This window comes from Bacteroides faecalis (assembly GCF_003865075.1).
GTDB lineage: Bacteria > Bacteroidota > Bacteroidia > Bacteroidales > Bacteroidaceae > Bacteroides > Bacteroides faecalis.
Genome location: NZ_BHWB01000005.1, coordinates 151,505 through 165,272, shown reverse-complemented (window position 1 = coordinate 165,272; position 13,768 = coordinate 151,505). Strand labels below are relative to the sequence as shown.

The 13,768-nt window shown below is 37.3% G+C and carries 13 protein-coding genes and 1 pseudogene; 9 read left to right on the top strand and 5 right to left on the bottom strand.

From position 1 onward, the window contains the following. The first annotated feature begins 44 nt into the window (after nt 1–44). From gcvT to EJF25_RS10705, 3 genes are all read left to right on the top strand, one after another. Nucleotides 45–1,130 carry a glycine cleavage system aminomethyltransferase GcvT gene (gene gcvT / locus EJF25_RS10715; protein WP_125041127.1) on the top strand — a complete coding sequence of 362 codons (1,086 nt, stop codon included), beginning with the start codon at nt 45–47 and terminating at the stop codon, nt 1,128–1,130. A gap of 215 nt (nt 1,131–1,345) precedes the next feature. Then, the gene (locus EJF25_RS10710) at nt 1,346–3,616 is read left to right on the top strand and encodes a monovalent cation:proton antiporter family protein (protein ID WP_125041126.1); all 2,271 of its coding nucleotides are present in this window, start codon (nt 1,346–1,348) and stop codon (nt 3,614–3,616) included. Between the two features lie 51 nt (nt 3,617–3,667). After that, nucleotides 3,668–4,093 carry an HIT family protein gene (locus tag EJF25_RS10705; RefSeq protein WP_125041125.1) on the top strand — a complete coding sequence of 142 codons (426 nt, stop codon included), beginning with the start codon at nt 3,668–3,670 and terminating at the stop codon, nt 4,091–4,093. A 270-nt stretch (nt 4,094–4,363) separates the two neighbouring features. On the opposite strand, the gene EJF25_RS10700 is transcribed toward EJF25_RS10705, so the two are convergent. The 4 genes from EJF25_RS10700 to EJF25_RS10685 form a co-directional block, all read right to left on the bottom strand. After that, entirely contained in the window at nt 4,364–4,786 is a 423-nt protein-coding gene (locus EJF25_RS10700) for an RNA-binding S4 domain-containing protein (protein WP_125041124.1), read from the bottom strand. A gap of 43 nt (nt 4,787–4,829) precedes the next feature. Beyond that, a complete protein-coding gene (gene pth, locus EJF25_RS10695; RefSeq protein ID WP_125041251.1) occupies nt 4,830–5,396 on the bottom strand; it encodes an aminoacyl-tRNA hydrolase in 567 nt (188 codons plus the stop codon). Between the two features lie 139 nt (nt 5,397–5,535). Continuing rightward, nucleotides 5,536–6,126 carry a 50S ribosomal protein L25/general stress protein Ctc gene (locus EJF25_RS10690; RefSeq protein WP_125041123.1) on the bottom strand — a complete coding sequence of 197 codons (591 nt, stop codon included), beginning with the start codon at nt 6,124–6,126 and terminating at the stop codon, nt 5,536–5,538. A gap of 137 nt (nt 6,127–6,263) precedes the next feature. After that, a complete protein-coding gene (locus EJF25_RS10685) occupies nt 6,264–6,656 on the bottom strand; it encodes a PUR family DNA/RNA-binding protein (protein WP_125041122.1) in 393 nt (130 codons plus the stop codon). Nucleotides 6,657–6,824: 168 nt separating this feature from the next. Between EJF25_RS10685 and nusB the strand changes: the two genes are divergently transcribed. From nusB to EJF25_RS25630, 6 genes and pseudogenes are all read left to right on the top strand, one after another. Beyond that, nucleotides 6,825–7,751: a transcription antitermination factor NusB gene (gene nusB, locus EJF25_RS10680; RefSeq protein ID WP_125041121.1), complete on the top strand. Its 927-nt coding sequence runs from the start codon at nt 6,825–6,827 to the stop codon at nt 7,749–7,751. A 41-nt stretch (nt 7,752–7,792) separates the two neighbouring features. Next, nucleotides 7,793–8,107, top strand: coding sequence for a preprotein translocase subunit YajC (gene yajC / locus EJF25_RS10675; RefSeq protein ID WP_125041120.1), 315 nt, complete (start codon nt 7,793–7,795; stop codon nt 8,105–8,107). A gap of 20 nt (nt 8,108–8,127) precedes the next feature. After that, a complete protein-coding gene (locus tag EJF25_RS10670) occupies nt 8,128–9,141 on the top strand; it encodes a CdaR family protein (RefSeq protein WP_125041119.1) in 1,014 nt (337 codons plus the stop codon). Then, a complete protein-coding gene (gene coaE / locus EJF25_RS10665; RefSeq protein ID WP_125041118.1) occupies nt 9,131–9,745 on the top strand; it encodes a dephospho-CoA kinase in 615 nt (204 codons plus the stop codon). Before EJF25_RS10670 ends, coaE begins: the two co-directional genes overlap by 11 nt. A 24-nt stretch (nt 9,746–9,769) precedes the next feature. After that, a complete protein-coding gene (locus EJF25_RS10660) occupies nt 9,770–10,201 on the top strand; it encodes a DUF5606 family protein (protein ID WP_125041117.1) in 432 nt (143 codons plus the stop codon). A gap of 473 nt (nt 10,202–10,674) precedes the next feature. Beyond that, a pseudogene (locus tag EJF25_RS25630) lies at nt 10,675–10,916 on the top strand (hypothetical protein). A gap of 57 nt (nt 10,917–10,973) precedes the next feature. On the opposite strand, the gene clpB reads toward EJF25_RS25630, so the two are convergent. After that, nucleotides 10,974–13,562: an ATP-dependent chaperone ClpB gene (gene clpB / locus EJF25_RS10650; protein ID WP_125041116.1), complete on the bottom strand. Its 2,589-nt coding sequence runs from the start codon at nt 13,560–13,562 to the stop codon at nt 10,974–10,976. Between the last annotated feature and the right edge of the window lie 206 nt (nt 13,563–13,768).

The window sequence follows — 13,768 nt, the reverse complement described above, 5'->3', positions numbered from 1 at the left end:
GTAGTATCATTAACACCTAATACTTAATTCTTAAAATAATATCGATGAAAACCACTCCGTTTACAGAGAAACATATTGCACTCGGTGCTAAAATGCACGAGTTTGCAGGTTATAATATGCCTATCGAATATTCCGGTATCATTGACGAACATCTGACTGTTTGTAATGCTGCCGGTGTGTTTGATGTATCCCATATGGGAGAGTTCTTGGTGAAAGGTCCCCATGCTTTGTCTTTTCTTCAAAAAGTGACTTCTAATAATGTGGCATCTCTTACTCCGGGAAAAATACAATATACGTGCTTTCCAAATGAAGAAGGAGGAATTGTAGATGACTTATTAGTATATCATTTTGAACCGGAAAAATATTTATTGGTAGTTAATGCTGCCAATATTGAGAAGGATTGGAATTGGTGCGTTTCTCATAATACGGAAGGAGTAGAATTGGAAAATTCTTCGGATTGTATGGCGCAGCTCGCTATACAAGGCCCAAAGGCTATTCTCGCTTTGCAGAAACTGACTGATATTGATTTGTCTGCTATACCTTATTATACATTTACGGTTGGTAAGTTTGCGGGAGAAGAAAATGTGATTATATCAAATACCGGCTATACCGGTGCAGGAGGTTTTGAACTCTATTTTTATCCGGAAGCAGCAGATAAAATCTGGAAAGCTGTTTTTGAAGCAGGAGAGGAATATGGTATCAAACCTGTTGGGCTGGGTGCACGTGACACTCTTCGTCTGGAAATGGGATTTTGTCTTTATGGTAATGATCTGGATGATACAACTTCCCCTATAGAAGCAGGCTTAGGATGGATTACTAAGTTTGTGGATGGTAAAGATTTTATTAATCGTCCGATGTTGGAGAAACAGAAAGCGGAAGGGGTTACTCGTAAGTTGGTTGGTTTTGAAATGATCGATCGCGGAATTCCCCGTCACGGTTATGAGTTGGTCAATGCGGAAGGGGAGAAGATAGGAGTGGTTACTTCCGGAACGATGTCGCCTACTCGTAAGATTGGTATTGGAATGGGATATGTGAAGCTGGAATACAGTAAAGTCGGAACGGAGATTTATATTAATATGCGTGGGCGCAAATTGAAAACCGAAGTGGTGAAGCCACCATTTAGGAAATAAATAGGATCGATTAATATAAAAAAACTAGTTGTAGGTGACGTGAATGATGTGGATTTTTAGCTTTAAAGGAGTTTAATAAATCTATGTTGTTCACGTCATTCATGTTTTGAAGTATATGATCATACCTTCTGATATTCATTCATGGTAAATATATCCTTAAATGTTGTTTATACCATAGATTTATTCTAATTTTGTCAGCAAATTAAGATAAATCGATGTCTCAATTACCTACACTTATAGCTGATCTGGCACTGATATTAATCTGTGCAGGTATCATGACCTTGCTATTTAAAAAATTAAAGCAACCTCTGGTATTAGGGTATGTAGTAGCTGGGTTTCTGGCAAGTCCGCATATGCCATACACCCCTTCGGTGATGGATACTGCTAATATTAAAACATGGGCGGATATAGGCGTTATCTTTTTATTGTTTGCACTTGGACTGGAATTTAGCTTTAAGAAGATTGTTAAGGTTGGAGGTTCTGCTATCATTGCTGCATGTACTATTATTTTTTGCATGATTCTACTAGGGATAGGTGTCGGTATGAGTTTTGGCTGGCATCGTATGGACTGTCTTTTCTTAGGTGGTATGATCGCTATGTCGTCTACTACAATTATTTATAAAGCCTTTGATGATCTGGGATTAAGGAAGAAACAGTTTACCGGGCTTGTATTAAGTATTCTGATTCTGGAAGATATTCTCGCCATTGTATTAATGGTTATGCTTTCCACGATGGCTGTGAGTCATAACTTTGAAGGGACTGAAATGCTGGAAAGTATCGGTAAATTATTATTCTTTCTTATCTTATGGTTTGTGGTGGGTATCTATCTGATCCCCGAGTTCCTGAAGCGTTGCAGGAAATTGATGGGAGAGGAGACGCTACTTATTGTTTCGCTGGCACTTTGTTTTGGAATGGTGGTTATGGCTGCTCATACAGGATTTTCTGCTGCATTTGGAGCTTTTATTATGGGATCTATTTTGGCTGAAACGATTGAGGCTGAATCCATAGATCGTTTAGTAAAACCGGTGAAAGATCTTTTCGGAGCAATTTTCTTCGTGTCGGTTGGTATGATGGTAAATCCTGCGATGATTGTGGAATATGCTGTACCTATTATTGTGATAACGATTGCTGTTATTTTAGGACAGGCTACCTTTGGAACTTTCGGAGTGATTCTTTCCGGAAAGTCTTTGAAGACAGCCATGCAGTGCGGTTTTAGTTTAACACAGATTGGTGAGTTTGCTTTTATTATTGCTTCTTTGGGAGTCTCTTTGCATGTGACGAGTGAGTTTTTGTATCCTATTGTAGTGGCAGTTTCTGTTATTACTACTTTTCTGACTCCCTATATGATTCGTTTTGCAGAACCGGCTTCTACTTTTGTGGATGCTCACCTCCCTGCATCTTGGCGAAAGATGTTATTACGTTATACTGGTTCACAGACGGCAATGAATCATGATAATCTGTGGAAAAAATTATTATTGGCGATAGTACGAATCACTGTTGTTTATTCAATAGTCAGTATATCTGTTATTGCACTCTCTTTCCGTTTTGTGATTCCGCTTTTTAAGGAGAACTTGCCTCCATTCTGGGCTTCATTGCTCGGTACGGTATTTATTATACTTTTTATTTCACCTTTCCTGCGCGCTATTATGGTGAAGAAAAATCATTCAGTAGAATTTATGACTCTATGGCATGATAGCCGGGCTAATCGTGCACCATTGGTTGCTACGATTGTTATTCGGATGATGATAGCGGCATTATTTGTCATTTTTGTTATTTCAGGTTTATTCAAAGCTTCTATCGGATTGGTAATTGGTGTGGCTGTATTGGTGGTACTACTGATGGTATGGTCTCGGCGTCTGAAAAAACAGTCCATTTTGATTGAACGACGCTTTTTTCAAAATTTGCGTTCTCGGGATGTTCGTGCAGAGTATTTGGGAGAGAAGAAACCGGAATATGCGGGGCGTTTATTGTCTCATGATTTACATTTAGCTGATTTGGAAATTCCTGGAGAATCACCTTGGGCTGGAAAGACTTTGATGGAGCTAAATCTGGGGAAAAGATATGGAGTACATGTCGCTTCTATCCTTAGAGGGAGAAGGAGAATTAATATTCCCGGTGGTGCCGAACGTTTGTTTCCATTGGATAAGATACAAGTGATTGGAACAGATGAACAACTGAATAAATTTAGTGAAGATATGCAAAATGGTGCGAAGATTGACTGGGAAGTATATGAGCAGAGTGAAATGAGTTTGAAACAGTTCATTGTTGATACTGATTCTATTTTTTTAGGTAAGACTATTCGCGAATCTGGAATTCGTGATAAATACCGGTGTATGATTGTGGGGGTGGAACGAGAGGATGGAACATTGGTAGCACCGGATGTAAATGCACCGTTTGAGGAAGGTGATGTGGTATGGGTAGTAGGTGAAAAAGAAGATGTCTACCAATTAGTGAACCCCAAAAATGAAAAATTACAAGTAGGATAAAGGTAGAAGAACTACTTTTATTTATTTACCGAAACATAAAATAATAATATTATGAAAAGCGATCCGAAAGAATGTCTGTATTGCCAGAACAACGAAACGTTGCATAATCTAATGATTGAGATTGCACAGTTGAATGTGTCACGGGTGTTTTTATTTAAAGAACAAACCTATCGTGGACGTTGTCTTGTTGCTTACAAAGATCATGTGAACGATTTAAATGAATTGAGTGATGAAGAACGTAATGCTTTTATGGCAGATGTAGTTCGTGTAACTCGAGCTATACAGAAGGCTTTCCAACCGGAAAAAATAAATTATGGTGCTTACTCTGATAAGTTGTCTCATCTGCATTTTCATTTAGTTCCAAAGTATATAGACAAACCGGATTACGGAAGTACATTTCAAATGAATCCGAGAAAGGTTTATTTGACAGATGCTGAGTATCAGGTATTAATTGATACTTTGAAAGCTAATTTATAATCTTGATTTGATAGTGAAGGAGGTAAACAACAGGTCAATTTCCTTCAATATATTATATTCCATATATGGTTTATATGGATAGATAGAGACTTTATTGGTAAGTTCAATACTTGTGATGATATATTTATCTATATAATCTATCTCTTTTTGAGAGAATCATAAGAATGGCAAAATTTACTTTTGCCATCTTCTTTTTTATTTTGTGGATCTTTGATAAGTAAAAAGTTTCTGATCATTATCTCATCTCGGAAGTCGATTCGTAGAGAGACTTTAATCTTCGCTATCAAAATCAAATTCAAAATCGAAGTCGTCCATAAATTCCGGAGTCGTGAATTCTTCCAGGTTTCGACGATCTTTTTTAGTAGGACGCCCCGTTCCATGTGCACGATCTATAAATCCGCTTATTTTACTCATCTCTAACAATTCATATTGATCGGGAGTTGTTACATTCTCCATCATTTCTGGTACAAGCTTTGCACCGACGCGTTTCTCGATGGTTTGTAAAACTTTGAAAGAATAAGTGATAGGTGGCTTTTTTACTTGTATCACATCACCGGGCTTTACCATTCGGGCTGCTTTTATTTGTGAACCGTTCATGGTGACGCGACCTTTCTTGCAGGCTTCAGCTGCAATTGTGCGTGTCTTGAAGATTCGTACAGCCCACATCCATTTATCTATTCTTGCTTCAGCCATAATGTTAATTGCAAAATTAAAAGTTTATTAATAAATCAGACGATTATTTCTTGTTGAACTGGTTCATTGTAATATCAATACCGGCAAGGCAGAAACTTTTGATAATCTCTCCTGCTGTTTCTAAACGTTCATTCATTATTTTCCAATCGTCATCGGTAAAATGTCCGAGTACATAATCTACTTGTCCTCCCCGAGGAAAATCATTTCCGATACCAAAACGCAGACGAGCATAATCTTGTGTGCCCAAAGTTGCTGCAATGTGTTTCAGTCCATTGTGTCCTGCATCGCTTCCTTTTCCTTTTAAACGTAGGGTTCCGAAGGGCAGCGCTAAATCGTCCACTATTACCAACACATTCTCCAATGGAATGTTTTCTTTCTGCATCCAATAGCGTAAGGCTAATCCACTTAGGTTCATGAAGGTTGAAGGCTTAAGGAGGATTAATTGGCGACCTTTAACGGAGAAACTTGTAGTAAAACCATAACGTCTATCAATAAAAGGAGGAGCATTGTTGATTTTAGCCAGTGTATCTACTGTCATGAATCCGATATTGTGTCGGGTTTCATGATATTCGGGACCAATGTTTCCTAAACCTACAATTAGATATTTTATCATTACTTTTTCTAAAGAAAATGTTTCTTAAATATAAAAGAGAAACGCAGATTAACACAAACTAATGCAGACTGAACATCTGCTTTAATCTGCATTAATCTGCGTTTCGGTATATCTCTGTTATAGGGATAATCTCAAATTACTTGCCTGCTGTAGCAGCTGCACCTCTTGCTGCACGAGTTAATTTAACTGCACATACAACAGCTTCTTTAGCGCTGATCAGTTCAAGACCTTCAAAGCTTAATTCACCAACTTTCACTGTTTTACCTAAGCCCAGGTGAGAAACGTTGATAGTAAGTTTTTCAGGGATAATGTTGTATAAAGCTTTCACTTTGATCTTGCGCATCTGCAAAGCCAATTTACCACCGGCTTTCACACCTTCTGCAAGACCTTCCAATTGTACAGGAACTTCCATAACGATAGGTTTAGCTTCGTTGATTTGATAGAAGTCTACATGCAGGATAGTATCCTTTACTGGATGGAATTGGATATCTTTCATAATAGCGTTTACTTTTTTGCCATCGATAACCAAGTCTACTACGTAGATATGCGGAGTGTAAACCAAGTTACGAAGATTATCGCTAGTTACTGTAAAGTGAATAACTTCATTACCTCCGTAAAGTACACAAGGTACACCACCATTACTGCGAATTTCTTTCAAAGCTCTTGCTTGTTCTGAAGAGCGTTCTGCAATTGTTCTTGCAGTTCCTTTTACTTCAATTGATTTCATTTCTTTAAAAAATTGTGTTACTCTAAATTAAGTTAGTTTGCTTAATTCACCATCACACGATGTGGATTATCACACGATGTTGCAAAAAAGCGGTGCAAAAGTACGATTTCTTTTTGAAATATCAAAGAGTTACTTACTTAAAAGTCAATATCAATCTTAATTTCATTGTCCAGTTTCTCCTCTTTCACCTCTTCCAAAAGAATATCTTGTTGTTCCGATTCATTCAATAAACAATCAGGATCACTAGTCTGATGAAGATTAATGAAGTCAATAGCTTGTGTCAATCCTAATGTGAACTTTTCAAAATCCTCCTTGTACAAGAAGATTTTGTGCTTCTCAAAACTAACCTGGGAATCATCCCCTTCTCCCATTACCACTTTTTTACTTTCTGTGATAGCCAGAAACATCTCGTCTTTACGGTTTTTCTTTACGTCGAGATAGTAAATGCGTTTACCTGCTTTAATAGATTTGGAGAAAACGATCTCCTTATCATTCATGTCTACACCCATTTTCTTTTTTAATTCTTCCATATCTTTCTGTCCGTTTATAATCGGCTTCAAAATTGGATATTTTTTTTAAACTGTCAAAAGAAAAAGAGCAGAGAATGAAATACTGCATTAAAAAATGTGATTTATTAGTGGAAACTCATTAAAAATATCTACTTTTGCAGTTCGATAATAACAGTATTAATTAGAATTATGATCAACAGAGTTCTTATTCGTCTTAAGATTATACAGATCGTGTATGCCTATTATCAGAACGGCAGTAAAAATCTAGACTCAGCGGAGAAAGAGTTATTCTTTAGTCTTTCAAAGGCGTATGACCTTTACAACTATTTGCTAATGCTGATGATAGCATTAACAGAGTATGCACAAAAACGTATCGATACGGCAAAAGCAAAACTTGCACCTACTAGAGAAGAGTTGTATCCTAACATGAAGTTTGTAGAAAACAAGTTTATTTCACAATTGGAAGTAAATAAACAATTAACGGAATTTATTGCCAATCAGAAAAGAACTTGGGCTAATGATCAGGATTTCATCAAAGAGCTTTACGAGAAGATTGTAGAATCCGATATATATAAGGATTATATGGCATCTGATGATAAATCTTACGAAGGTGATCGTGAATTGTGGAGAAAGCTTTATAAGACATATATATTTAATAATGAATCTCTCGATCAGGTTTTGGAGGACCAGAGTCTCTATTGGAATGATGATAAAGAAATAGTAGACACATTTGTTTTGAAAACAATTAAACGATTTGAAGAGAAGAGGGGAGCTAACCAGGAATTACTTCCTGAATTTAAGGATGACGAAGACCAGGAATTTGCACGTCGTTTATTCCGTCGTACCGTTTTGAATTCAGATTATTACCGCCATCTTATTAGCGAAAATACAAAGAACTGGGATTTGGATCGTATTGCATTTATGGATATCATCATTATGCAGACTGCTTTAGCAGAAATTTTAAGTTTTCCGAACATTCCGGTCAGTGTTTCGTTAAATGAATATGTAGAGATTGCAAAGTTGTATAGTACAGCGAAGAGCGGTAGTTTTATCAATGGCACTCTTGATGGAATAGTTAATCAATTAAAAAAAGAAGGTAAGTTGAGTAAAAACTAATACCTTTGTCCATATAATAGAAACTAAAAAACTGATTATTTATGAATTTATTGACTGTATTTATGCAAGCTCCAGCTGCGGCAGGAGGTGGAAGTATGATGTGGATCATGTTAATAGCAATGTTTGTTATCATGTATTTCTTTATGATCCGTCCTCAAAATAAGAAGCAGAAAGAAATAGCTAACTTCCGTAAATCTCTTCAGGTAAATCAGCAAGTGATTACTGCTGGTGGCATCCATGGAACAATTAAAGAGATTAATGATGATCATGTAGTCCTTGAAATTGCTCCTAGCGTAAAGATTAAAATAGATAAGAATTCTATTTTTGCTGATGCTTCGGCTGCTCAGCCTAAATAAAGATTCGTAAATAAATGTCTATGTTAGATCGTAGGAAAATACGATATACATATTTAAAACAATCTAAGAGAATTAAGGATTTCCTGCTTAGTGATAAGAGTAGGGAGTTCTTAATTTTTTTGTTTTTCTTCCTGATAGCCGGTGGGTTCTGGTTGCTTCAAACATTGAATAATGATTATGAAGCAGAATTCTCAATTCCAGTTCGGATAAAAGACATTCCCAACAATGTGGTGCTAACTTCGGAGCCTCCTTCCGAACTTCGTGTTCGGGTGAAGGATAAAGGAACTGTACTTTTAAATTATATGTTAGGGAAAAGTTTCTTTCCTGTAAATTTGAACTTTGCTGATTATAAAGGAAAGGATAATCATGTGAAGATTCCGGCAGCAGAGTTTGAGAAAAAGATTTTTAGTCAATTAAGTGTGTCTTCTAAAGTCCTTTCAGTGAAACCTGATACATTGGATTATATTTATTCAACGGGTAAATCTAAAGTAGTTCCAGTGCGTTTTCAAGGAAATGTGACGGCTGGTCTTCAATATTATGTATCTGATACGATTTGTAGTCCCGATTCTGTATTAGCTTATGCTCCGGCGGCAATATTGGATACAGTGACGGCTGCCTATATTCGCGGTGTAGATCTGGAAAATATATCAGATACGATTAGACAGCAAGTAGCTTTAGCTTCAGTGAGAGGGGTGAAGTTTGTTCCTAGTATGGTTGAGTTGACTTTTCCTGTGGATATTTATACCGAAAAAACAGTAGAAGTCCCATTACATGGAATTAATTTCCCAGCAGATAAAGTGCTAAGGGCTTTTCCTTCTAAAGTTCAGATTACTTTCAAAGTAGGCATGAAGCGTTTTTTGAGTGTAAAAGAAAGCGATTTTGTGATAAATGTCTCCTATGAAGAACTACTAAAATTAGGTTCGGATAAATATACAGTTAAGTTGAAGTCTTTTCCTCGTGGAATCAGTCAGATACGTATTGTGCCCGAACAAGTTGATTTTTTGATCGAACAAGTTTCTACTGATGGCAATTAAGATTGGTATTACCGGTGGTATCGGTAGTGGAAAAAGTGTGGTTTCCAGATTGTTAGAAATAATGGGAATTCCCGTTTATATTTCTGATGTGGAAGCAAAGCGTATTACTCTTGCTAATGAGACCGTTCGTCGTGAACTTTGTATGTTAGTAGGACAAGAAATTTATCAAAAAGGAGAATTAAACCGTTCTTTGTTGGCAACTTATATGTTTGGTCATCCAAAACGTATAAAGGAAGTGAATGAGATTATACATCCCAGGGTAAAAGAAGATTTTCAGCAATGGAGTGCTTGCTTTGGTGCAGATAAAATTGTAGGTATGGAGTCTGCCATACTTGTGGAAGCCGGCTTTGGAGATGAAGTGGATTTTCTGGTAATGGTATATGCACCTTTAGAAACAAGAATAGAACGTGCAATTAAACGTGACTGTTCTTCAAAAGAGTTGATAATGAAACGCATTGAGTCGCAAATGAGTGATGAATCCAAGCGGGAACAAGCTGATTTTGTAATTCTGAATGATGGTGAAACGCCTTTAATCCCGCAGGTTTTAGAACTTATTTCTTTGCTTTCTAAAAATAATCATTACCTTTGCTTCGCAAAAAAATAATTAATAAACAAAAGAATATATACTATGTTGAAGACTATCTTGTCTATCTCCGGAAAACCGGGATTGTACAAACTTATTTCGCAAGGAAAAAATATGTTGATTGTAGAATCAATCAGTGCTGATAAGAAACGTTTTCCCGCTTATGGTAATGAGAAAATTATTTCTTTGGCAGATATAGCAATGTACACTGATGATGCAGAAGTACCGTTGTGCAATGTATTGGATTCTATGAAAACAAAAGAGAATGCTGCGATTGCTGCTATTGATCCAAAGAAAGCTACTTCGGAACAGTTGCGCGAATATATGGCAGAAGTATTGCCTGACTTTGATCGTGATCGAGTGCACATAGCTGATATCAAAAAACTGATTTCTTGGTACAATCTTTTGATATCAAACGGGATCACAGAATTCAAGGCAGAAACAGAGGCTGAGAAAGAAGAAGTTGCGGCAGAGTAATCTGCTAAATATAAATAAAAAGTAAAAGGGTGATAAGCATGTGAAATGCTTATCACCCTTTACTTTTTTAAAGATGTGTTTTCAAACAAAACGTTCCTTCTGCTGTTCTTCTGATAATCTTGTCTTTGCATGAATATTTTCAGGTTTCTCTAGTCAGAACCACTGTTTTTATTTATCTTTGTTGTGTTCATTCTTGCCGAAGCGTTGGTGGTGGATAAAGATAAGAATAAAGAATAAAAGCGTTTTTGGAATATTATTCTATACTTGGAATCTGGACAATTTCATGCTATTCAGGAATAATGAGACAGACGCTCATGCTCTGCTGTATATGCAAATATATAGTGTTGAGCGTGGGCTGTTGTACATTATTTGAATAGCGGCAGTCCAGAGCCTCAAGTATGATAATGACAGCAGTTCCCACGCTTTTTTATAATAAAGGCCTTCAAAGGGAACTGGAAGGTAAGATACAGAGTATGCAAACAATTACGAATAAAGGGCAAGTGTCTCACTTGATAATGAGACTTTATATGTGAGTGGCTTGTTAGTGGATACAATGCTGTTTTTGTATGACTCACAAGGGGAATTATGTGGTAAATGTAAGTTTACCATGCCTTCTGTTACCTTAACTATTCCCAAAAAGGATACGTATGTTTTGGTTATGAGTCATCCTAATTGCCAACCGGAAGTTAGAAGAATTGTATATTCGAATATATAAAAATGCCGATATACCTCTGAAGGGTATACCGGCTATTTTTATGATGTCAGATAAATCTTAGTTTCGAAACACTAGTCCGTCGCCACTCGCATCAACGATGATTGCTTTGCTGCGATCTACTTCCTGAGACAATAATTTCTTTGACAAGTCGTTCAGTAAGTAGCGTTGAATAGCTCTTTTGACCGGACGGGCACCAAATTCCGGGTCATAACCAACTTTAGACAAGAAGTCTAGAGCGGTGTCTGTCATTTGAAGTTCTACTCCATTTTCGGCAAGCATCTTCTGTACACTCTTGATTTGGAGAAGTACAATTTGCTTGATTTCTGGCTCTGTTAGTGGTAAAAACATAATAGTTTCGTCGATACGGTTTAAGAATTCCGGGCGAATAGTCTTTTTCAACATATTCATCACTTCCTTCTTTGTTTCCTCGATTACTTCTTCTTTATTTTCTCCATTCAATTTTTCCATCTGACTTTGTATATAGGAACTTCCCATATTTGAAGTCATGATAATGATGGTATTCTTGAAATTAACAACTCTACCTTTATTGTCAGTCAAACGTCCGTCATCTAACACTTGCAAGAGAATGTTGAATACATCCGGATGTGCTTTTTCGATTTCATCAAATAGAACAACTGAGTAAGGTTTTCTACGAATTGCTTCAGTCAGTTGACCACCTTCATCATACCCAACGTATCCCGGAGGCGCTCCAACCAGACGTGAAACACTATGTTTCTCCTGATACTCGCTCATATCAATTCGAGTCATCATAGACTCGTCGTCAAACAAGAATTCCGCCAACGCTTTAGCAAGCTCTGTTTTACCAACACCTGTTGTACCGAGGAAGATGAACGAACCGATTGGGCGTTTTGGATCCTGCAATCCTGCACGACTTCGACGTACTGCATCTGCAACGGCTTCAATGGCTTCATCCTGACCGATTACCCGTTGGTGAAGTTCTTCTTCCAGATGTAGCAATTTGTCTTTTTCGCTTTGCATCATCTTGCTAACAGGAATACCCGTCCAACGTGAAACAACGTCAGCAATGTCTTCGGCATCTACTTCTTCCTTAATCATTGCTTTGTCACCTTGCATATCGTGTAACTTTTTCTGAGTATCCTCTATTTCTTTGTTTAGCTCCTGAAGTTTACCATAACGAATCTCAGCTACTTTTCCATAATCACCTTCGCGTTCAGCCTTATCCGCTTCGAATTTCATATTCTCAATTTGAATCTTATTCTGCTGAATCTTATCCATTAAAGTCTTTTCACTCTGCCATTTTGCTTTTTGAGATTTTTCCAGTTCTTTTAGCTCTGCCAATTCCTTGCCGATAATTTCAAGTTTAGGCTTGTCATTTTCTCGTTTGATGGCTTCGCGTTCGATTTCCAATTGCTTGATTTTACGTGAAATCTCATCCAAATCTTCCGGAACGGAATTTACTTCCATACGTAATTTAGCTGCTGCTTCATCCATCAAATCGATAGCTTTATCCGGCAAGAAACGATCTGTAATATAACGGCTACTCAGTTCTACAGCTGCGATGATAGCATCGTCTTTGATACGAACCTGATGGTGGTTTTCGTAACGTTCTTTTAAACCACGCAGGATGGAAATTGTACTTAAATTATCTGGCTCGTCTACTTGTACAATCTGGAAACGACGTTCCAAAGCTTTATCTTTTTCGAAATATTTCTGGTATTCATCCAGAGTGGTTGCACCGATAGAACGCAGTTCCCCACGTGCTAAAGCTGGTTTTAATATATTTGCAGCATCCATTGCTCCTTCACCTTTGCCTGCACCTACCAATGTGTGAATCTCATCAATGAACAGAATGATATCTCCTTCTGATTTTTTGACTTCATTGACTACTGATTTCAGTCGTTCTTCAAATTCACCTTTATACTTGGCACCTGCTACTAACGCTCCCATATCCAATGAATAAACTTGTTTGTTTTTCAGGTTTTCAGGGACATCACCCCGAAGGATTCGGTGTGCTAATCCTTCTACAATTGCAGTTTTACCCGTACCCGGTTCACCAATCAGAATCGGATTGTTTTTGGTACGTCGGCTCAATATTTGAAGCACACGACGTATCTCTTCGTCACGACCAATTACTGGATCTAATTTACCGCTACGAGCGGCTTCATTCAGATTTATAGCATACTTTTCCAGTGATTGATAAGTATCCTCACTTGATTGAGAAGTCACTTTTTCCCCTTTTCTCAGTTCATTGATAGCATTACGAAGTTCGTTTTCCGTCATTCCTGCATCTTTCAGGATGGTGGAGACGGTACTTTTTACTTTTAGCAAGGCCATTAAAATGTGTTCCAATGAAACGAATTCATCACCCATTTCTTTGGAATACTGTGTTGCTTTCTGTAACACTTCGTTAGACTCACGACTGAGGTATGGCTCTCCACCGGATACTTTAGGTAGTGAATCAATTTGTTTGTCTACTACTAAAGTTACCTGTTGTCCGTTCATCCCCAGTTTTTGGAAGATAAAGTTTGTGACATTTTCGCCTACTTTCATCACTCCATACATGAGATGAACAGGTTCAATGGCCTGTTGTCCCCGACTTTGCACCAGGTTTACAGCTTCTTGAACTGCTTCTTGAGATTTGATGGTAAAATTGTTAAAATTCATATCGTTGTTCTCCTTTCTTTTTCATCTTTCTAATAACACCTTAAAGGGCTCAAAAGATTTGCCAAGTAGGAAAATACGACAGAATTTCATTTGTTATTAGAAGTTTAAAGACAAAATGACTTCTTTTAACGGGATGATACTGACGAATTTACTACAAGATGTTATTAATATCTTTCAATGTTTTCTAATAACTATTTGTCCTCGGA